We start from the raw sequence: 21707 nt of genomic DNA, 5'->3' as shown, positions 1-21707 counted from the left end.
CCCAGTGAAGCAGAGTACGGGGCACCACTCCCACTTGAAGTGGGAGTCGTCTCCCGATTGGATAGTAAATTCTTCATAATGGAGTATGACGTTTAAAGTCGACCTCGCTAAAAGAACCTAAAACGCTGCAAGGGGTAGTAAATAAACCAGGCTTTACCAAGCAGATCATTTTTAGGAAGAAGACCCCACTCTCGAGAGTCTTCGCTCTCACGGCGATTATCCCCTAACACAAATACCTTATCTATTGGTACAATTTCTGGACCGTAGGGTGGGTAATCCCCGGGTTTGACGTAAGGTTCCTCAATTGCGGTGCCATTGACAAAGACTTTATTATCACGAAGTTCAACCGTTTCACCCTCTACTGCAATCACTCGTTTTACGAAAGTTCGCTTTAAGTCCTTTGGAAAAGCAAATACTATCACATCTCCGCGAGTTGGAGCCCACATGCGATACGAAAGTCGATTGACAATAATACGGTCACCCGGAATAAGTCCGGGCTCCATAGAAGGTGATGGAATTAAATAGGGTTGTAATACTGCCCAACGCAATAACCCACCAGTCAGCAACACTACGCCAAGCAATATCAAAACCCATTTTGTTTTTGACTTCTTATACTCCATTATTTCGCTCCCCTCTTGCACTACTCTTTTAGTATGAACAAGATTTAGAAGAGCATACGTTGAAGAACTACCTTAAGAAAATTTAATTTATGTTCTTTTGAAATCAATTCAGACAAATACTCTTTCTGATAGCAGTAAAAAAAGAGCCAGATTGCTCCAGCTCTTTTCCAATCCCAAGTTAAGATATCAGCTTTAGCTGGACGAGTTCTCTGCTTAGCCGATACGACGATCGCGAATCCTCGCCGCTTTACCTGAGAGTGAACGTAGATAGTAAAGCTTAGCCCGGCGAACAACACCTCGACGTGCCACCTCAATTTTTTCCAAACGAGGTGAATGTAAAGGGAAAGTTCGTTCTACCCCAACGCCAGCAAAAACACGACGAACAGTGAAGGTCTCTCTGATGCCGCCACCTTTCATTGCGATGACAAGCCCTTCGAATACCTGAATACGCTCACGAGTACCCTCTACAATACGCACATGTACGCGTACTGTATCTCCTGGCCGGAAGTTAGGAAGATCCTTTTTCATTTGCTCTTCTTCAATCATGCGAATATAATCCATTATAATATTCCCCCCTTCCTTGCCTAGATGTTCATACACTGACTTTCAGCGAGCGGACCATCTGTCATAGACCAATTTATTTTATCACAACCTATTGGGTTATGCAATTAGTTTCTTAAACCGTCTCTTTAATTCATGCTTTTAGCTTAATGGCCACGTAGTCGGTCTAAAATAATGGCCACTGCGGAACGAACCGACAAGTGATTATACTCTGTCGGTCCATAGATTGGTTCCAAAATTTGGTCCATGTTCTCAACATCTTCTTTGAGCAACCCCCAACCCGTTCCAAACAACAACAGAATAGGGGTTTCCGACGTTTCCATGTCCTCACGAAGCTGTGAATAAGTAACAGTATTGGCATATTTTCGAGCATCGGTAGCAACTTTGATCGGCCCTATTCCGTGCATTTCTTTAATCTCAGCATAAACTTCAGCTAAATTATCTGCGATTTTCACTCTTGAAAACGCTTCTTGGCGATCTGGATTATAGTCTGCACCATAACCCTCTTGCCAGAAGCCCATGATTCGTTTAGCCAATTGACGCTGGGCTTCAGCGGGATGAACTACGTAATAGCGTTTTACACCATAAGTAGTAGCGCAGCGCGCGATATCATGAAGATCTAGATTTGTGATCGAAGTTGCGACAGTCTCCATATTTTTATTATAGACAGGGGCATGAATTAGTGCTAAATAAATGTCTGCCACGCAAGATTTCCTCCCAATCGTCGTACTTCTTGAATCATTGGACACTTGATATTGCAATTTACTTGGGGTGGAGTTTTACTCCATCCGTGTTTATTTGAACTTATCCTGAAGCTTGATCGATGTTTTAATGTTCGATGTTCGAACCTCGAACCTCTAACCTCGAACCTCGATTATGTCCGCCGCCGTCGTTTAGGCTTTGGGCAAAGGTGCTCCCATTTCTCCCGCCAAACTACTATCTCAGGGTGTTCAAGGAGAAGTTCCTCCAAGATCGGATAATCTTCCCCACTAAATATCATTGCACTCATTAAATCAGGACGCCGTATAAATGTGCGCCTAAGAGATTCTTTTTTCCGCCATCGTCTAATCATTGCGTGGTGCCCAGATAACAACACGTCTGGAACCCTCTGCCCTTCAAAATCAGCTGGTCGCGTATATTGCGGATATTCTAACAGCACAGAGGAATGCGAATCCTCCTCAGCAGAAGCATCCTCCCCCAGCACACCTGGTATAAGTCGTGCTACGGCATCAATCATAACCATTGCTGCTAGCTCGCCGCCCGTCAACACATAGTCCCCCAGGGAGGCTTCTTCATCGGCTAAGTCACGAATACGCTCATCAAAACCTTCATAATGCCCACATATAAAAACAAGTTCTTCCTGGGTCGACCACTGCTTAGCCTTTTCTTGGTGAAAGACTTCCCCTTGCGGAGACATGAGAAGAACCCTCCGCCCAGCAGAAACTTGGGGCAAATCTCGAATTGCCGCATAAATGGGTTCAGGTTTTAAGAGCATGCCTGCTCCCCCTCCATAGGGGACATCATCAACATTTTTATGTTTACTGGTCGCATAATCCCTGAAATTAACCAGCTTAATATGTATCAAACCGGTCTCTTGTGCGCGCTTCAGAATGCTTTCTTGCAGAGGCGCAAACATTTCAGGGAATAATGTTAAAACAGTTATTTTCAACATTCGTTGTCTAACCCCCTACTCGATATTCGAGGTTCGTGATTCGTGGTTCGAACATCAATAGCAAATAGCGAACTATAAGGTTCGTAGTATGTGGCTTTGATTCGTGGTTCGAACATCGAACATCGATCATCGAACATCGTGCAGGCCTGGGGGAAGTACGACATCCATGCGCCGCCCCGGAACATCTACACGCTGAACCACAGTTTTCAGGGCTGGGACACATATTTCCCCTTTGGTCCCTTTGACCAAATAGACATCATTCGCCCCAGTTTCCAAGACTTGAGATAAGGTACCTAGCAAGGTATCCCCCTCATAGACTTGCATTCCTTCAAGCTCGAAATAGTACCATCCTTCTTTGAGAGGAGGGACTTCGGATCGGTCAATACGCACTTCCCACCCTCTGTACTTTTCTGCCTGTTCTAAAGATTCTATACCTTCAACTATGAGATAGACAAACTCCATCTGTTTACGAGCTGAAACAACTTTGAAGTGTTGATCGTTCTCTCCACGTCGCAAGGTTACTTTTTGCAGATTTTGAAACCGATCAGGGTCTGTCGTTAACGGGTAAATCTTCAACTCCCCACCATACCCCTGTGGACGTAACACTTCTCCAATCAGCACTTCATCCATAACTCTTTGCTCCTTTCGAGCAGATAGTTTTAAACGTTGAGAAGGGCACTAAGCCCTTCTCAACGTTATTGATCAATGTCCATATGAACTCGGCGTCCATCTTTGACGGCAGCCGCTTTAACCAGCGTACGAATAGCGTTTGCGATCTTCCCCTGTTTCCCGATAACCTTTCCCATGTCCTCAGGTGCAACTTTTAATTGTAAATGCACACTTTTCTCAGTCTCAGACTGGATAACGAGAACTTGGTCCGAATGATCCACCAACGCTTTCGCGAGGATTTCTACTAATTCCTTCACAGGAACCACCCCCCCAAACTCTACACTTAGTTCTTGGACTCGTGGAATTTGGTCATGATACCAGCTTGGCTCAGCAAAGATTTAGCAGTATTTGAAGGCTGAGCTCCTGTTGATAACCATTTGATAGCCTTTTCCTCATCGATATTTAAAACTACCGGGCTTTTTGTTGGATCATAATACCCAATTTGTTCAATGAAACGACCATCACGGGGAGCTTTAGCATCAGCAATAACCATACGGTAGAACGGATTCTTTTTTGCGCCCATTCGGCATAAACGGATTTTAGTAGCCATGTTTTCACCTCCCCCAATTCGAGGTTCGAAGTTCGAGGTTCGAGGTTCGAATGACATGCATTCAATATCTCATATCGAACATTTTGCCCCTAGATTAGTTTAACTAAACTTCAAGATAGAGTTTCGAACTCCGTTTCAAGAGTTTATTATATAAACAACGCTACATTGATAGCGTGTGTCCATCATATACGAGGTTCGATATTCGATATTCGAAACCTCAGATTCTCTCTTGGGCAGGTCCCCGACTTGCAACCCACCCGTTACTCCCCAGGCAGGACGGTGCACATGAAATGTGCCGTCCCCCCTGATCCATTGGAAATGCAAGTCAAGAACATCCCAAACTTGCAAGCGACTTGCATAAGCTTTCCGGTCCCCGACCCAAGCCAAGGACGCAGTGTGACACGAGCGCGACGTCTTTACGTAAGCAGAATAGCAAACTTCCGTTCAAGCGACCGACCCCAGATACGGGGCAGTGCACAAGGATGTGCACTGCCGCCAATGCGCCAAGGATGGCGCTTTTGGCACGATAGTCTCCAGTGGAGATTATCGCCGTAGGCGAGTTCTTATATATAATACTATCGCCGAAGGATGAACCCCGCGCCCCATATTAGGAGCTTGAACGGTTAGTTTGCTCTGCGTCGTAAGCACCGAGCGCTGTGTCACACAAGTCCCCTAAAGTTCGGTTTCTTGCCCTTTTTACCTTTCTTGCCCCCGAGCATACCCAGGCCGCCGCCACCGCCGGCAAATTGCTTCATCATCTTTTGCATTTGTTCAAACTGTTTTAAGAGGCGACCTACTTCTTGCACTGATGTCCCGCTACCTTTGGCAATCCTCTTTTTGCGAGAATCTTTGATAACAGCAGGTTTCCTGCGCTCCTCTGTAGTCATCGAGCGAATGATAGCCTCTATATGGGAAGTATCTTTTTCGTCAATTTGCACATCTTTTAACTGCTTTCCGACGCCGGGAATCATTTCCAGAATCGAAGAAAGCGGACCCATTTTTTTCATTTGCTGCATCTGATCTAAAAAATCGTCGAGGGTGAATTCTTGTTTACGTAGCTTCTGTTCCATTTCTTTGGCTTTTTTCTCATCGAAAGACTCTTGAGCCTTCTCGATGAGAGTAAGAACATCCCCCATCCCCAAAATCCGGGAGGCCATACGGTCAGGATGAAAAGGCTCCAGAGCGTCCATTTTCTCCCCTAAACCAACAAATTTCACGGTACACCCTGTGACTGCTTTTATCGAAAGAGCTGCCCCACCACGAGTATCTCCATCCAGTTTTGTGAGAATAACCCCGTCAAGACCTAAATCTCTGTGAAATGACTCAGCTACATTGACCGCATCTTGACCGGTCATCGCGTCAACCACCAATAATATCTCATGAGGCCTTACTGTCGCTTTAATATCTCGTAATTCGCCCATTAATTCTTCATTGATGTGCAACCTACCGGCAGTATCAATAATCACAACATCTTGCCCATTTTGATGAGCCTGTTTTATACTCTCACTAGCAATTTTGGGCGGGGATTCCTGCCCCATAGAAAAAACCGGAACATTCAATTGATCACCCAAAACCTGCAATTGCTTAATCGCAGCAGGACGATAAATATCACAGGCCACAAGCAAAGGATGTTTTCCTTGTTTTTTAAGCATATTGGCCAATTTTGCAGCATGAGTCGTTTTTCCTGCCCCTTGTAAGCCTATTAAGAGAATAACCGTTGGCGGCTTCGGGGAGATGAGAATCTTGCCTGTTGCACCACCCATAAGTTGGATCATTTCTTCATGTACGATTTTAATGACATATTGTGCTGGCGAAAGGGATTCCAGTACTTCCTGCCCGATGGCACGTTCTTTTACCCTAGCCACAAAGTCCTTGACAACTTTAAAGTTAACATCCGCTTCTAATAAGGCAACGCGGACTTCACGCATCGCATCATTGACATCCGCTTCCTTTAGCTTGCCCTTTCCTTTTAACCGTTTAAATGTTTCTTGGAGTTTTTCGCTTAGACCTTGAAACATGCCTGTCCCCGCTTTCGATTTGATCCGCCTTCAAGAGTCTCACTTCTCTCAGTGGGTATTCTGTACTCTGCTTTTCGCTATTGTTGAACATCTATATCGCCCGTAGTTATGCCATAAACTCCGGCTTCTGGCTTCTGGCTTCTGACCACCGACCTCTGTTATCATACCGCAGTAATATTTTTAGAAACATCTTCGAACATGATACGCATTTGACAATGGCGCTCCCAGGCAGCCGAGTTGGTAAAATCCTCTTTCTTCAATCCTTCTAACAAAGTTTGCACTTCCATTAACTTTTCACGATCTGTCCAAAACCTCTGAACTAGCCCTAACTTTTCTTCATATTCGGCTAAAATCCGTTCTGTCCGTTTGAGCAAATCATGAATAGCTTGTCGACTAATATGTTCAATCTCAGCAATTTCAGCTAAGGAGAGGTCTTGTTGGTAATGCAAATCCCAAACATTTTTTTGTTTCTCTGTAAGAAGTGGACCATAAAAATCTACTAAGAGAGCCATTTCGGCGAGTTTATCCATCGCAACCCCCTGTAAAGCATTATTACTTTACAACCGAATTTTAGACTATATCTATAAGTTTGTCAAGAGTAGCTTAGTACTCTAGTAAGAAATAGTGCCCACTCAAATTCAAAAAGTCTTTCACAAAAACAAATGGTGAAAGACTCTTTTCGCTTAGTGGACTCGTTTGGCTTAGGAATACAGTAGGCTCTTTACTCCCTCAACTGAATTAAAGGAATTTATTGAATTACGCCAGAAGGAACCTTCCGACTGCGACGAACGGAAGCTATGCTTCGAACAGCGCAGAAATTCGTTTGGCCCGAGTCTCTGCTTCTTGGCAAACTTTTTTGACATCCATGGTTAAAAGTTTTCGGTCTTCCATGAGAAGTTTTCCATCCACCATCACTGTGCGTACATCTCCAGCATGGGCAACATAGACTAGATGCGCTGGAATTGAAAACCGAGGATAGAAATGGGGTTGATCCAGGTCAATGGTGATCAAATCAGCCTTAAAACCTGGGGCAAGCATCCCAACATCTTTTAACCCAAGTGTCCGGGCCCCCCCTACGGTTGCCATTTCTAACACTTCATAGGCCGGAAGCACCGTGGAATCCACTCTTAACTTCTGCTGAAAGGCAGCAGATCTCATCTCCCCAAAAAGATCAAGATTGTTATTGCTTGAAGCTCCGTCAGTACCAAGCCCGACAACGACCCCTTCTGCTCTCAACTCCGGAATCGGGGCGGTTCCACTATGTAGTTTCATGTTACTTTCCGGATTGTGGGCCACACAAACTTGCCTGCGAGCTAAAATTTCTCGATCTTCCGGAGTTAAGTGGACACAGTGCGCTGCCACAACGTGTCCTCCGAAGATTCCAAGCCCTTCAAGCCACTGAACAGGGGTTTTTCCATATTGATCTTGAATAATTTTAATCTCATCCAGGGTTTCTGCGACATGAATATGAATACCAACACCCAGTCGATCTGCCTCTGCTTTCACAAGCTGAAGGTACTCTCCTGAGCATGTATAGGGTGCGTGGGGACCGAACATAACCAGCACACGCCCTTCACCCGCCCCGTGGTACTGCTTTACTAAATCGAGGCTTTCTTGGAGGGCTAGCTTTCCGTTCGGTCCATTCCCGATCATTCCTCGAGAAAGAACAGCACGCGTTCCTGCGTGCAGTACTGCTTCCGCAACTTGATCCATGGAGGCATACATATCGAGCATCGTGGTCGTTCCAGAGCGAATCATTTCACAAAGCGCTAAGGCCGTCCCCCAGTAAATATCCTCAGCCGTTAACTTATCTTCGAAAGGCCAAACTTTCTCGTTAAGCCAAGGCATAAGCGGAAGATCGTCTGCATAGCTCCTGAGCAAAGTCATGGCTGCATGAGTATGGGTGTTAATCAAGCCGGGCATCACCACATCATCCGGCAAATCCAGAATTCGATCCGGCCTAAATCCTGGCGGTGCAGACCCCTTTTCCCCTACTGAAACAATCCTGTCACCCTCGACAGCAACTTCCCCTTGGGGATAAAATACATCTGGTTCGGTCATGGGCAAAACCATAGCCCTAATTAAAAATTTGGACATAGCTTCATCTCCTTACGGGCGAACCATTAATTTCAGGAGGTTGACAGAATACGGTGCAACAACAATCCCTTTTTCAGTAATGATTCCCGTGATATATTTCGCTGGAGTGACATCAAAAGCTGGATTATAAACCTTGACCTCCCCAGGTGCCACGGCTATCCCACAAAACTCCTGAATTTCTTTAGCCGGCCTTTGTTCGATGGGGATTTCTTGCCCTGTAGCCACTTTTAAATCAATCGTAGAGGTTGGGGCTGCCACATAAAAAGGAATACCATGAGCTTGCGCCAAGACTGCTACCGAGTAAGTCCCGATTTTATTGGCGGTATCACCATTAGCCGCAATGCGGTCAGCTCCCACAATCACGAGGTCAATCTTACCTTGCTGCATTAAATACCCAGCCATATTATCGGCAATCAAGGTCACTGGGATCTTGTCTTGATGAAGTTCCAAGGCCGTTAAACGCGCCCCTTGCAAATATGGTCGTGTTTCATCTGCATAAACGTGGATTCCTTTCCCTGCTTCATGAGCCTTCCGAACAACACCAAGGGCAGTTCCATATTCTACGGTAGCTAAGGCCCCTGCATTGCAATGGGTCAGGATATTTGCCTTTTCAGGAACAATCTCATTGCCGAATTCTCCAATTAGGCGATTCATACGACGATCATCTTCAGAAATTCGATTTGCTTCCTCGAGTAAAATCCGTCGTACATCCTCCAAATCGTCAACATCCCAGCACTCCCGGAGCCTGTCCTCCATGCGCCGAAGGGCCCAAAACAAGTTAACGGCTGTGGGACGAGTAGCAGCAAGTCTAGCTTGTACGACATCCATGTAACCGGATAACTCATCTCTACTTCCCTGGTACTCAAGAGCTCCTAACACAAATCCATAGGCAGCAGCTGCTCCAATGGCAGGCGCACCGCGTACTTCCATTTGTTCAATGGCCTCAGCCACTCCCTCATAAGACGTAGCATCTCGATAGACAATTTCTACTGGGAGCTTGGACTGATCTAATATTCGTAATGCATTACCAAGCCATTCAATCGATTTCAAAGTCCCACCGCCTTTTAAAATTTTCCAACTTCAACATTCGCTGAGACACATAGACATTCCTGATCTGGAGACCATAATTCAACGGTCGCTTGAATAAGTTGTGCAACGTTGCTTCCTAATTTCTTAATGCTCTCCATTACTTCGGCATGGCTTAAGCGATGAGCTGCGATTCCAGCCGCTTCATTGGTCACCATCCCGATGGAAGCATAACACATTCCTAGTTCACGTGCCAGAACTACTTCAGGGACACTGGTCATTCCGACAACGTCAGCACCAAGTTGCTGAAACATCCGAATTTCTGCTGGGGTTTCAAAACGTGGGCCTTCAGTACAAACATAACATGCCCCATTCTTAACCACAAGCCCTAGGTCTTCTGCCGCATTCACGATTACCTGGCGCGCAGCAGAACAATAGGGTTCTGTCATATCGACATGGAGTACACCGTGGTGCCCTCCTTCATAGAAAGTAAGTGGGCGACTTTTAGTAAAATCAAGAAACTGGTCGAAGAGGACCAATTCGCCCAAGTGGTAATCTACAGATAGAGAACCGACAGCCGCCGTAGCAAGAATTTTTCGCACGCCTAGTTCACGAAGCGCCCAAATATTTGCCCTGTAATTCACGAGGTGGGGAGGTGTGACATGACCACGGCCATGTCGACTCATGAACACTAGTTCTCGATTGGCAAGCTTTCCAACTATTGGTTCTACCGTCCCATAGGGAGTCTTCACTGTAATAATGCGCTGTTCAGTGAGGGTAAAGTGTTCAACTCCGGTTCCCCCAATAAGTGCATAATTTATCAGAATTCTTCCTCCTCTTCAGGGCTTCCGAACAATGCCGCTGCAAAATCCAAAGGAACAAACGGTCGCAAATCTTCCATTGCTTCACCAATGCCAATGAATTTTACCGGGATCCGAGTTTCCCCTTGAATTCCCAGCACAACTCCCCCTTTGGCCGTTCCATCCAACTTAGTCAAGACGATTCCAGTCACGCCGGCCACTTCCTGAAAAAGTTTTGCTTGTTGCAGAGCGTTTTGTCCTGTCGTAGCATCTAACACAAGTAAGACTTCATGGGGTGCACCTGGAATTTCGCGTTCAATCACCCGCTTGACCTTTCTCAGCTCTTCCATCAGGTTTACCTTATTGTGAAGACGACCAGCCGTATCCACAATCACGACATCGATATTACGAGACTTAGCAGCTTGTACCGCATCATAGGCAACGGCAGCAGGGTCTGCACCTTCCCGCTGTTTAATCACTTCTACCCCGCATCGCTCTCCCCAAATCTCAAGTTGGTCAATGGCTGCAGCCCGAAAGGTATCTCCAGCTGCCATCATAACCCGTTTGCCGTCCTTTTTGAACTGGTTGGCGAGCTTACCAATGGTTGTGGTTTTACCCACTCCGTTGACTCCAACCACAAGAATAATGCTTGGACCCTGCTTGGCGAAAGTGAGGTGTGTTTCTTCCCCTAATAACTCCCCGATTAATTCTTGTAGGACTAAGGTCAGTTCACTTGGCTCAGAAACTTTGCGTAGTTTAACTTCTTTACGTAAGCGTTCAACTAATTCGAAGGAGGTGTTAACACCGACATCCGACCGGATCAATACTTCTTCCAATTCTTCATATAGTTCTTCATCTATTTTCTTGCGACCTGTAAAAACCTGCTCAATCTTTTCCACAAAGTTTTGCCGAGTTTTCGTAAGGCCTGCTTTAAGTTGAGAAAAAAATCCTGCCACGTTTTTCCTTCCTCTCATGGTCACTATTGTCGTTATTTTAACATAATCAACGGCTTGTCTCAAACATTTTATAACCCCTTTCTCTACCTAGGCCGACTCGTCTCTATTCGTCCGATCGTCAAGTTGCACAGAAAGTAATTTTGAAACGCCTGACTCTTCCATTGTTATCCCATATAGAACATCCGCTGATTCCATGGTCCCTTTGCGATGGGAGATAACGATAAATTGAGTGGAGTGTGATAAGCGATGAATATATTCGGCAAAACGCTGAACATTAGCATCATCTAACGAGGCTTCGATCTCATCAAGTAGACAAAACGGACTGGGCTTCACGCGCAGCAATGCAAAGAGTAACGCGATGGCTGTTAGCGCCCGTTCCCCTCCTGATAATAAAGAGAGAAGTTGTTGTTTTTTGCCGGGTGGCTGAACGATAATCTCTACGCCCGTCTCTAATAAATGCTCGGGATCCACTAAACACAGTTCTGCACTTCCGCCTTTAAAGAGTTCTTTAAAAACATCCTTAAACGCATGGTTTACCGCATTGAAACTCTCAGCAAAACGCTCCATCATGATCTTATCTAATTCCGCAATGAGTTGGCGCAAGGTTTGATTGGCCTCGATCAAATCCTCCCGTTGATTTAACATAAATTCATGCCGACTGAGCAGCTTAGGATAGGCTTCTATTGCCGCTTGGTTAATGGGGCCTAATGCCTTGATCTGTTGTTTGAGCTCCTGGATTCGTTGCCCGATCGTCGCCCGATCTTCGACGGACTTATACATCATGGCCTCCTCCCAGGACAGAGAGAATTCTTCGCTTAACCGAGTGATTCCCGTTTGCCACTCCGTTTCCCAACGTGCAACACGCAATTCATTGGCATGAAGACGTTGCTCCTGCGTATGGGCTTCCTCACGTTTTTTCTGAATATCCGCTTCCCACTCCAGCACACGAGTTGCTAAAACTTCGCGTTCTTGGCGCTTTTGCATCAATAAGAATTGCTGAGCAGCCTGAGACTGACTTTGTTCCTCTAACTGGATGATTAAAGCAGTCTTTTCATCGTCAACCCCAGAATTCGCAAGCTGAACCTCTTCAAGATTTTGGAGTTTGAGTTTAAGACTGGCTTCATTTTCTTTGCATACCAATCGTTCTTGATCTAACGTTTCTAGGCACTGGGATAATTCTTGTTCCCATTTTGCGAGTTGGATTTTTTCCTGAGTTAAATGCTCTCCGACAGCCTCCAACGACTCGGCAGCTGTCTTCGCTTCTCGCTCACGTTTATGAAGTGCCTCTCGCAAAGAGATTGACTTCTTTTCAGCAGCTTCAAAGCGGTCTTTCAGCCCTTCCAGCGCCAAAGAAAGTTCTGCCTTCTGTTCAATGGCCCCTTGGTAACGATGGGAGGCAATCTGTAGGTCTTCCTTGAAGCGACGAATTTGAGTAGTCGCGCTATCAAACTGAGTCCTAAGCATGACGAGATACTCTTGTTTTTCACGTTGTTCTTGGGTAAGCTGGTCGATCACTGCTTGAATTCGACCTTGTTCTGCCTCGATTTCTGCTCGCTCTTGCTCCTTTTGTCGCCCTTCGTTTTTCAGGCGAGATAGGGTTTCAGCTAGGGACTCAATTTCGCGGGAACGTCCGAGCAAATTTCCGCCTTTGCGCTGGACACTCCCTCCACTTAAGGAGCCCCCTGGGTGAACCTGATCTCCCTCTAAGGTGACAATCCTTAGCTTATAACCCGAGAAACGTGCCACTCGAGTTGCCGCATCCATATCTGTAACAACGGTAATTCGACCTAACAGTGAAGCTAGCGCGGGTCGATACTTCTCTTCGAAACTGATTAAATCGAGGGCTATACCTACAAAACCAGGATCTTTTTGGACTGCAGGCAGAACAGATATCTTACTCCCTTGGATAACATCGAGAGGAAGAAAGGTAGCTCTCCCCAATTGACGGGCTTTTAAGTAGTGGATCGCTGCTTTTGCCGCCTGTTCACTCTCCGCAACAATATTTTGCAATCCGGCTCCTAAAGCCGTTTCCAAAGCTAGTTCATAATCCTCTTTGACGTTGATCAATTCAGCGACCGTTCCACACAATCCCACACCTGCGGGGATACCCTTCTTCTTAGCCAGCATCACCTCACGAACCCCGCGTTGATACCCCTCCAGATTGTCCTCTAAGGCTTGAAGCGCCTGGAGTCGAGCTCTCGTTTGATCTGCTTGGTTCATGAGTCGCTGTACTTGCTGTTGCTGCTCTTGACGATGTCTCTTAATCTTCTCTAGCTCATCTACTAAGCGAAGCCGTTCCTTGTCAGTAATCTGTAGTGCAGTTTCAATCTCCAGCTGTTCTTTTTCCAGAGCCAGGTGCCTTTCTTGTAAAGTTCCATGCTCTTTTTCTTTTTGCAGCAGCTCTTGTTCAAGCTGTCTGACTTGTTGCTCCAAAGACGAAAGCGTGTGTTGAGTTCCAGTTAACTGATTTGAACTGTGGGATTGTTCTGATAGGGCATCGAACAAGTCTGTTTTTAATTGTTCGATCTCCTTTGCCCCATTATTTCTGCGTGCTTCAGAAAGTCTTTCTTCCTGGAGCATGACATTTTGCTGTGCTTTTCCAACCGTATGTTTTAAGACACTCTGTTTAGCTTCTAGCGCCTTAATTCGTTCCAGCACATCCTTAAGCCGCTCTTCGTCGACATGACGCTCTCGTCCCAAGCGGGTGATTTGATCAGCGAAATATCCAGCCCGTTCAACCCGCAGATTTAACTCATGTTTTAAAGCATTTAGGGCTTGCTCTGCCTGGAATACCTCATTTTGCTGCCTTTGGATTGTTTCATCACTATGTTTCAGGTTAACCTTATCCTCAATAGTTAGACTCTCTTTAAGGGCTAACGCTGCTTGCACTGACATCAGCGCTGATTGCAATTTCTCAGAGTTCGACTCTCCTGCAGACAACTTTTGTTTTACCTCGGTGACATCTAGGACTACTCCCAGAATTTCTAGGCGTTTTTGTTCTTCAGAGAGAGCTAGACTTTGCTCGGCCACTTGGGCTTGGGCAGCCAGAGGAGTCAACTGATCCTCAATTTCTTGGACAATATCTTCCAGCCGTTGCAGATTCAGGACCGTATCATCGAGACGCTTTAAGGCTTCGCGCTTTCTAAAACGGAACTTGGTAATCCCTGCCGCTTCTTCGATGAGTGATCTCCGTTCTTCTGATTTTAGGTTTAGTATCTCCTCAACCCGCCCCTGCCCAATGATCGAAAATCCTTCTTTTCCCGCTCCCGTATCCATGAAAAGTTCCTGAATATCTTTAAGTCGAGAAAGAGCTTTATTAATTAAATATTGAGATTCACCATCACGATAAACCCGCCTGGTGATCGTCACTTCCCGAAAGTCTAACGGGAAAATTCCAGTTGAGTTATCAAAAATCAGGGATACTTCTGCCATTCCGACTTGGCGCCGTTGTGAACTCCCAGAAAAGATAACGTCCTCCATTTTTGCGCCTCGAAGGCTCTTAGCGCTTTGTTCACCTAAGACCCAACGAACAGCATCAGCAACGTTACTTTTTCCACTCCCGTTCGGACCGACAATAACGCTTAATCCCTGGCCTAGTTCCAATTTCACACGATCAGCGAACGATTTAAAACCCTGAATATGAATCCCCTTCAAGAAGACTGGGAAATTCTCAGGTTTAATCATCGTTCTCACTCCCCCAAAGGTCTAGTACCTGTTGAGCAGCCTGTTGCTCAGCCTCTTTTTTAGTTCGGCCTATCCCTTTTCCCAATAAATCTCCTCCGATAAAAACACCCGCCGTAAAGCACTTGTTGTGATCAGGGCCTTCCTCCACTAAAATCTGATAGTTAACTTCTTTTTCTTCCCGTTGTGCTTTTTCCTGTAGTACGGTCTTATAGTCCCCATAATTTCCCTTGGCGACTTCCTCAATCGACGGTTTAAGCAGCTCTAATATAACCCGTCGAGCTTCCAGCAATCCATATTGTAAATAAATTGCTCCAACGACTGCCTCCCAGGCATCAGCCAAAATAGAAGGCCGTTCCCGTCCCCCAGATACCAGTTCCCCTTTACCTAATAATAGCTCTTGTCCTAACTCAATTTCATGGGCTTTGCGAGCCAAGGTTGTCTCATTAACAACAGCTGCCCGCATCTTAGTGAGCTCTCCTTCTGGGCGGTCCGGATAACTGAGATATAGATATTCTGCAATCACAAAATCCAAAATCGCATCCCCTAAAAATTCCAGGCGTTGATTATTTTCTTTGCCAAACTGTGGGTTTTCAAAGATGTACGAAGGATGCGTCAAGGCAGTGACAAACAACCGATTAGGTGGGGTCCCCAATTCCAACCGTTTGGCCAGCTTAATTCCCGGCTCTAATTTAAAGGAAGATAGGGCGTATTTTTTTCGCCCTGATCTTCCTTCTGTTTTTGTTGAGTTTGCAGTCGCGTCGGATCTCTTTTCGACCATACTCTTGATCTCCTTACCTTTAGGCAAATTTCTTCAATACGATTGTGGCATTATGTCCACCAAAACCTAGTGAATTAGACATCGCCACGTTGACAGCCTGTTTTCGCGAGTAATTAGGAACATAGTCCAGATCACATTCCGGGTCAGGTTCTCCGTAATTGGTGGTCGGTGGGATCGAACCCCGATCGATGGTCAGGGCACAAATGATCGCCTCAATAGCACCAGCTGCCCCCATTAAGTGCCCCGTCATGGATTTAGTTGAACTAATCGCCAGCTTCGCTGCATGACTGCCAAACAACGTCTTAATGGCCTCTGTTTCCGTCGCATCATTGGGACCCGTACCTGTACCATGCGCATTAATATAATCAACCTCTTCAACATTTACCTCGGCATCATTTAAAGCCAGACGCATGGAACGGACAGCGCCTGCGCCGCCAGGAGCTGGGGTCGTAATATGATGGGCATCCGATGTACTCCCATAACCCGCCAGTTCAGCATAGATACGAGCACCACGAGCCTCAGCATGCTCCAAAGATTCTAAAACCAAAACCCCCGCTCCTTCACCCATGACAAATCCACTGCGGCGTTTATCAAAGGGTCGGCAAGCTTGTTCAGGGTGTTCCTTCTCGGTTGACATCGCTTTCATGGAACAAAAACCCGCAAACGCCAAATGAGTAATCGGTGCCTCGGTACCTCCACAGATCACGATGTCTGCTTCTCCGCGTTGAATGATACGCAGCGCTTCTCCTATGGCGTTGGTTGCTGAAGCACAGGCTGTAACCACCGTAATACTAGAACCTTGAAAGCCAAAGGCAATCGATAAATGTCCCGCTGCCATATTACTAATCAGCATAGGAACAAAAAAGGGACTAATTCGGTTGCTGCCTTTATTCATAAGTACCTCTTTTTGGTCCTCAAACGAGGTCACGCCACCGATTCCACAGCCAATCACAGTTCCAACTCGTTCCTTGTCCACGTTTTCCATATTTAGTCCGGAATCTTGCAACGCCAGTTTAGCTGCGGCCATAGCGAATTGAGTAAAGCGGTCCATGCGTCGACTTTCCTTTTTATCGATATAGTCCGTTGGCTCAAAATCCTTAATCTCTGCGGCAACTTTTGTGGGAAGACCGGCAACATCAAACCGTGTCAATAATCCAATTCCGGACTTTCCTGCCATTAAATTATTCCAGAATTCATCCAGAAGATTTCCCAAGGGAGTGACTACTCCCATTCCCGTAATGACTGCACGATGTTTCACACCGACTCCTCCTTCAAACCCAGGATTCCTTTTTTAATATCTTCAAAAATCTCATGGACCGATAAAATATCATTGATTTTATGGACTTTGGCCCCTGAAAAAATTAGGCCCTCATGAACATCACCCGTTTGCGCCTTAATTAAACGATTCATGATACAGAAGTTTCCCTCACACTGTTTGAGACAACCCATGCAATCCGTCGGCGTGACGTCCACCTTTTCATCAAGCATTTTGGTGAAGGGGTTCTTTATCCCCCGGGCCAGCATCCCCACAGGACTATGAATGAACACGACGTCCTCTTCCGCAGCCTTTAACATTTCCTCTTTCCAAGCGAAAGCTGCACTGCTCTCTTCGCTAAGGGCGAACCGTGTTCCCATTTGCACCCCATCTGCACCATGCTTCAACATTTCTGCAACACCTTGGCCATCAACGACACCTCCCGCGCCAATGACAGGAATACTGACAGCTGCGATGACCTCTGGCAGAATATCGTGGATGGAACGATCTGTTCCAAGATGTCCGCCAGCCTCTACCCCTTCCACAATCACGGCAGCCGCACCCAGCTTTTCGGATAGTCTAGCAAGTTTGGCAGATGATACAATCGGTACGACCGGTATGCCCTTTTCCTTACCCCAGGCAAACATATCCCTTGAAAATCCGGCTCCCGAAACTAAAAGATCAATCTTCTCTTCAAAAGCGGCTTGAACTAATTGGGCAAATTCGCGGACAGCAAACATAATGTTAACCCCAATAATTCCTTTGGTTCGCCTGCGCGCCTCACGAATCTCCGCTCTCAGTTCCTCTACGGACAAACCACTGCCTGCAATTATGCCGATCCCCCCTTCTTCTGCTACTGCAGCTGCGAGAGGGGCCATGGATATCCTTACAGCCATTCCTCCTTGGATTACAGGAATTTTGGCTACTAAATTTGCAATACGTAGTACAGGTATTTTCACGATTTTTCCTCCCATTTAGAGATCTTACCCCTTTAAATCGCCTAACACTTATCTTCTAAATATCTATTTCAATTTCTCTTAACCTCAAAATAGATAAGAGAAACAACCTTCTTTAAAAGAAAGTCCCGCATTTGAATACGGGACCTTCTGAGGTTATTTGTTTTCCTTAATGAAGTTCACTGCATCTCCAACTGTCCGAATTTTTTCTGCTTCTTCATCCGGAATATCCAAGTCGAATGCCTCTTCAAGAGCCATAATCAATTCAACGATATCCAAAGAATCTGCATTTAGCTCTTCAAAGGAGGTTTCCGGGGTAATGTTTGCTTCATCTACCCCAAGTTGTTCGACGACGATGGCTTTCACTTTATCGAAAACTCCCATCTGCTTCTTCACCTCCTCTCAAAACTTAACTTGAACCTTACATTTCCATACCCCCATCGACACATAAAGTCTGTCCAGTTATGTAGGACGCCTCTGGGGACACAAGGAATCGAACCACTTTGGCAACGTCTTCAGGCTTTCCCATGCGACCTAGTGGGATTCCACGCAAAATATCACTTTGCATCCCTTCTGGTAATGTTTCCGTCATATCTGTGAAAATATACCCAGGTGCGACCGCATTAACACGAATTCCACGCGATGCAAATTCCTTAGCAATGGATTTGGTAAATCCAATCATGCCCGCTTTAGCTGCTGCATAATTGGCTTGTCCCGCATTCCCTGATAAGCCCACTACAGAGGAAATATTAACGATAACCCCCGAGCGTTGTTTTAGCATTCCTTTACTGACCGCCTTAGTGCAAAGGTAAGCCCCTTTGAGATTGGTTGCCAGGACCGAGTCCCAGTCCGCTTCTTTCATGCGGAGCAACAGAGAATCCCGTGTAATCCCTGCATTGTTGACAAGAATGTCAACCTTTCCGAAATGATCCAAGGTTGTTTTTAACAACCGATCAACCTCCGCCGCTTGGCTGACATCCGCTTGAACGGCCAAACCTTCTCCACCTGCTTCACGGATCAAGCTTAGCGTTTCCTCTGCTTTATCGGCACGACCGGCATAATTAACCACGATCTTTACCCCTGCGGTTGCCAGCTCCAATGCTATGGCGCGCCCGATTCCACGCCCACTCCCAGTAACAATGGCTACGCTATCATTCAGCACCATTTTAACGACTCTCCTTCAAATATGCAAGTGACATTTCCAGGGACGCTTTATCCTCGATCCGGAGGAGCTTAGCGTCAGGAGCAATTTTTTTAACTAAACCTGTCAAGACTTTACCAGGTCCACACTCTATGAACGTATCAACCCCTAAGTCTAGCAGACGCAGAACGGATTGCTCCCATAAAACTGCGCTGCTAACTTGCTTTATTAAGGTACTAACCGTACGTTCCGAAGAAAAAACCTCCGCCCCATCAATGTTGGCCACGACTGGGCAACGAGGGGTTTGCCAAGGCACTTTTTCTAAGACTAAACGCAGAGCTTCGCCCACACCTGCCATCAAACTGGAGTGAAATGCCCCGCTCACGGTTAACGGTATTGCCCGTTTTGCGCCTAATCCCTTAGCCATCTCAATGGCATAGGCTACAGCCTCTTTTTCCCCAGAGATAACCACTTGTCCTGGACAATTATAATTTGCCGGTGCCACAACACCGTGGCCAGAGGCTAGCCGGCAAGCTTCTTCCACTTGATCCGCAGATAAGCCTAGGATGGCAGCCATCCCTCCTACACCCTTGGGATCCGCTGCTTGCATAAGTTCTCCACGTCGTCTCACGACACGTAAAGCCTCAGCTAAATTAAAGCTGCCCGCTGCGACATGTGCCGAGTACTCGCCCAGACTGTGCCCTCCAACAAAATCAGGTTCTATCCCTGCCTCCTGAAGTTGCTGCCAAGCCACGACGCTTACGAGAAGAATCGCAGGTTGGGTATTGATCGTCTGTTGGAGTTCGTTTTCCGGGCCCTCTTCGATTAAGGAGATAAACTCATCACCCAGGATTTCACGTGCCAGCTCCAGCGCTTTCCCGCCACTCGGAGTCTGGAAGAGTTCTTTTCCCATGCCAATATATTGAGATCCTTGTCCTGGAAATATACAGGCTAGTTTACCCAACGATCATGCCCTCCCATCTCCAAATCGCGCAGCCAGACGCTTGTATTCCCGTTCTGCAGATTGCATGATGTCTTGAATAATCTGGGCGGCAGGTTCGATACGCTGAACCGCTCCTGCGATTTGACCGGCCATGATAGAACCATTCTCGATATCCCCTTCCACCATGGCTAAGCGCAATTTTCCGATTCCCAGTTTCTCTATATCCGCAGCCAGCATTCCCTCCCGTTCATGTTGCTCTATTAGACGGGTAAAGCGGTTATCCAAGCAACGAACTGGGTGACCCGTTGAGCGCCCGGTAATGACCGTAGCGCGATCTTTTGCTTTGGTAATTTTATCTTTGATAAGATGGGAAATAGTACATTCTTCCGCACACATAAAGCGTGTCCCCATTTGGACCCCTTCAGCGCCGAGAGCCAAAGCCGCCACTAAACCACGGCCATCCACAATTCCTCCTGCTGCAATCACTGGAATTTTCACAGCATCGACAACTTGGGGTACTAGTGGAAAGGTTCCAATTTCCCCAATATGCCCGCCAGATTCCATGCCTTCTGCAATGAGTGCGTCAACCCCTGCCTTTTCTAAACGTTTGGCCAAGGCCACCGAAGCAACTACAGGGATTACTTTTGTGCCTATTTCTTTTAGCATTGGCACGTATTTTCCCGGGTTCCCTGCCCCTGTTGTAATCACCGGGACACGTTCCTCAAGGATGACCTGCATGACTTCATCTACGAATGGGGACATGAGCATGACATTAACCCCGTATGGCTTTTTTGTAATGGCCTTCACTTTGCGAATTTCCACACGCAACCAATCAGCCGGAGCCTGTCCTGATCCAATGATGCCTAAACCTCCACTTTCGGAGACCGCAGCGACCAATTCTCCTGTCGAAACCCAAGCCATTCCGCCTTGGAAAATTGGGTACTCAATATTGATAAGTTCACAGATCCTCGTTTTAATCATCGTTTTAGGCCTACTTTCGTCCATTTCAAAACACACGCTCCCCAAGTCAAGCCTGTTCCAAATCCAACCATCACAATGATATCCCCCTCTGTGATGAGACCTGCTTGAAAAGCCTCATCTAAGGCAATCGGAATGGACGCAGCTGACATATTACCATATTTGTCTAAATTGATCACCACTTTATCCTTTGAAATTCCCAATCGCTTGACAGCGGCATCGACGATCCGCATATTAGCTTGATGGGGAACTAGGAGATCAATATCGTCCTTCGTCAAACCAGCCTTCTGAAGAACCTTGACCGAAACATCCCCCATAATCCGAACTGCAAATTTATAGACTTCCTTGCCCTCCATCTGAAGGGTGTGGAGATTCTTTTCCACGGTTTCCAGACTAGCTGGACACTTTGAGCCTCCAGCGGGTTGGCTTAATAACGCGCCACCAGAACCGTCTGAACCTAATTCGAAACTCAAGAAACCAAAACCCTCTTCCACCTGCTGCAAAACCGCAGCTCCAGCACCATCACCGAAAAGAACACAGGTTGAACGGTCTTGCCAATTAAGGATTTTGCTCAAGGTTTCCCCACCAATGACAAGCACCGTTTTATATAATCCTGAGGCAATAAACTGGCTGCCAGTCGCCACAGCATAGATAAACCCTGTGCATCCGGCTTCCAGATCAAAGGCCGCCGCATTTTTTGCTCCCAAACGATCAGCAACCAAGCATGCTGTTGCCGGGAACGCATAATCGGGTGTTATCGTGGCGACGATAATCAATTCTACCTCTTCAGGGGCGATCTGAGCATCCTCTAAGGCCTTCAAACCTGCCTGATAACATAGTTCCGACACAGGCATGTCCTTAGGGGCTATATGACGCTGTTTAATCCCTGTTCGAGATACAATCCATTCATCATTTGTGTCCACAAATTGTTCTAAATCCAGATTGGTCACTACATTTTCAGGAACGTATGACCCTAAACCCACAATTCCCACACTACGCATCA

Annotated in this window: 22 protein-coding genes; all 22 read right to left on the bottom strand. The window is 46.4% G+C overall.

Annotated features, from left to right (window positions below; translation table 11 throughout):
* Nucleotides 1-107 precede the first annotated feature (107 nt).
* The 22 genes from lepB to JL57_RS01600 all read right to left on the bottom strand — a co-directional run bounded on the left by lepB (nt 108) and on the right by JL57_RS01600 (nt 21705).
* On the bottom strand, nt 108-620 hold the full coding sequence (gene lepB, locus JL57_RS01705) for a signal peptidase I (protein ID WP_034140324.1): 513 nt from the start codon (nt 618-620) through the stop codon (nt 108-110).
* 213 nt (nt 621-833) lie between these two features.
* Nucleotides 834-1181, bottom strand: coding sequence for a 50S ribosomal protein L19 (rplS, locus tag JL57_RS01700; RefSeq protein ID WP_034140323.1), 348 nt, complete (start codon nt 1179-1181; stop codon nt 834-836).
* Between the two features lie 146 nt (nt 1182-1327).
* Nucleotides 1328-1885: an RNA methyltransferase gene (locus tag JL57_RS01695; protein ID WP_034140322.1), complete on the bottom strand. Its 558-nt coding sequence runs from the start codon at nt 1883-1885 to the stop codon at nt 1328-1330.
* Between the two features lie 170 nt (nt 1886-2055).
* The gene (gene trmD, locus JL57_RS01690) at nt 2056-2853 is read right to left on the bottom strand and encodes a tRNA (guanosine(37)-N1)-methyltransferase TrmD (RefSeq protein ID WP_034140321.1); all 798 of its coding nucleotides are present in this window, start codon (nt 2851-2853) and stop codon (nt 2056-2058) included.
* 126 nt (nt 2854-2979) lie between these two features.
* The gene (gene rimM, locus JL57_RS01685) at nt 2980-3483 is read right to left on the bottom strand and encodes a ribosome maturation factor RimM (protein WP_034140320.1); all 504 of its coding nucleotides are present in this window, start codon (nt 3481-3483) and stop codon (nt 2980-2982) included.
* Nucleotides 3484-3548: 65 nt separating this feature from the next.
* Nucleotides 3549-3779: a KH domain-containing protein gene (locus JL57_RS01680; protein ID WP_034140319.1), complete on the bottom strand. Its 231-nt coding sequence runs from the start codon at nt 3777-3779 to the stop codon at nt 3549-3551.
* A gap of 26 nt (nt 3780-3805) precedes the next feature.
* Nucleotides 3806-4072, bottom strand: coding sequence for a 30S ribosomal protein S16 (gene rpsP / locus JL57_RS01675; protein ID WP_034140318.1), 267 nt, complete (start codon nt 4070-4072; stop codon nt 3806-3808).
* A gap of 659 nt (nt 4073-4731) precedes the next feature.
* A complete protein-coding gene (ffh, locus tag JL57_RS01670) occupies nt 4732-6090 on the bottom strand; it encodes a signal recognition particle protein (RefSeq protein WP_034140317.1) in 1359 nt (452 codons plus the stop codon).
* A 161-nt stretch (nt 6091-6251) separates the two neighbouring features.
* Entirely contained in the window at nt 6252-6620 is a 369-nt protein-coding gene (locus JL57_RS01665; RefSeq protein ID WP_034140316.1) for a putative DNA-binding protein, read from the bottom strand.
* A gap of 265 nt (nt 6621-6885) precedes the next feature.
* A complete protein-coding gene (locus JL57_RS01660) occupies nt 6886-8187 on the bottom strand; it encodes an amidohydrolase (RefSeq protein ID WP_034140315.1) in 1302 nt (433 codons plus the stop codon).
* 12 nt (nt 8188-8199) lie between these two features.
* The gene (gene mtnA / locus JL57_RS01655; RefSeq protein ID WP_034140314.1) at nt 8200-9237 is read right to left on the bottom strand and encodes an S-methyl-5-thioribose-1-phosphate isomerase; all 1038 of its coding nucleotides are present in this window, start codon (nt 9235-9237) and stop codon (nt 8200-8202) included.
* A gap of 14 nt (nt 9238-9251) precedes the next feature.
* Nucleotides 9252-10034 (bottom strand): S-methyl-5'-thioadenosine phosphorylase, encoded by a 783-nt coding sequence (mtnP, locus tag JL57_RS01650; protein ID WP_034140313.1) that lies wholly within the window; start codon nt 10032-10034, stop codon nt 9252-9254.
* Nucleotides 10034-10969 (bottom strand): signal recognition particle-docking protein FtsY, encoded by a 936-nt coding sequence (ftsY, locus tag JL57_RS01645; protein WP_034140312.1) that lies wholly within the window; start codon nt 10967-10969, stop codon nt 10034-10036. The genes mtnP and ftsY overlap by 1 nt, the downstream gene beginning before the upstream one ends.
* Before the next feature lie 87 nt (nt 10970-11056).
* Complete coding sequence (smc, locus tag JL57_RS01640) at nt 11057-14653, bottom strand: chromosome segregation protein SMC (protein ID WP_034140311.1); 3597 nt, start codon at nt 14651-14653, stop codon at nt 11057-11059.
* Entirely contained in the window at nt 14646-15431 is a 786-nt protein-coding gene (gene rnc / locus JL57_RS01635) for a ribonuclease III (protein ID WP_034140310.1), read from the bottom strand. The genes smc and rnc overlap by 8 nt, the downstream gene beginning before the upstream one ends.
* A 19-nt stretch (nt 15432-15450) precedes the next feature.
* Nucleotides 15451-16689 carry a beta-ketoacyl-ACP synthase II gene (gene fabF / locus JL57_RS01630; protein ID WP_291299571.1) on the bottom strand — a complete coding sequence of 413 codons (1239 nt, stop codon included), beginning with the start codon at nt 16687-16689 and terminating at the stop codon, nt 15451-15453.
* The gene (locus tag JL57_RS01625) at nt 16686-17645 is read right to left on the bottom strand and encodes a nitronate monooxygenase family protein (RefSeq protein WP_034140337.1); all 960 of its coding nucleotides are present in this window, start codon (nt 17643-17645) and stop codon (nt 16686-16688) included. The genes fabF and JL57_RS01625 overlap by 4 nt, the downstream gene beginning before the upstream one ends.
* A 153-nt stretch (nt 17646-17798) precedes the next feature.
* Nucleotides 17799-18026, bottom strand: a complete 228-nt coding sequence (acpP, locus tag JL57_RS01620; protein ID WP_034140309.1) for an acyl carrier protein — start codon at nt 18024-18026, stop codon at nt 17799-17801.
* Nucleotides 18027-18063: 37 nt separating this feature from the next.
* Nucleotides 18064-18807, bottom strand: a complete 744-nt coding sequence (fabG, locus tag JL57_RS01615) for a 3-oxoacyl-[acyl-carrier-protein] reductase (RefSeq protein WP_034140308.1) — start codon at nt 18805-18807, stop codon at nt 18064-18066.
* Between the two features lies 1 nt (nt 18808).
* Nucleotides 18809-19747, bottom strand: coding sequence for an ACP S-malonyltransferase (gene fabD / locus JL57_RS01610; protein ID WP_034140307.1), 939 nt, complete (start codon nt 19745-19747; stop codon nt 18809-18811).
* 3 nt (nt 19748-19750) lie between these two features.
* Nucleotides 19751-20707: an enoyl-[acyl-carrier-protein] reductase FabK gene (gene fabK, locus JL57_RS01605; RefSeq protein WP_034140306.1), complete on the bottom strand. Its 957-nt coding sequence runs from the start codon at nt 20705-20707 to the stop codon at nt 19751-19753.
* A complete protein-coding gene (locus tag JL57_RS01600; RefSeq protein WP_034140305.1) occupies nt 20704-21705 on the bottom strand; it encodes a beta-ketoacyl-ACP synthase III in 1002 nt (333 codons plus the stop codon). Before JL57_RS01600 ends, fabK begins: the two co-directional genes overlap by 4 nt.
* Between the last annotated feature and the right edge of the window lie 2 nt (nt 21706-21707).

The sequence above is a fragment of the Desulfosporosinus sp. BICA1-9 genome (assembly GCF_000802135.1).
Note: the sequence above shows the minus strand (reverse complement) of the source record. Positions and strands in the feature narration are given on the sequence as shown.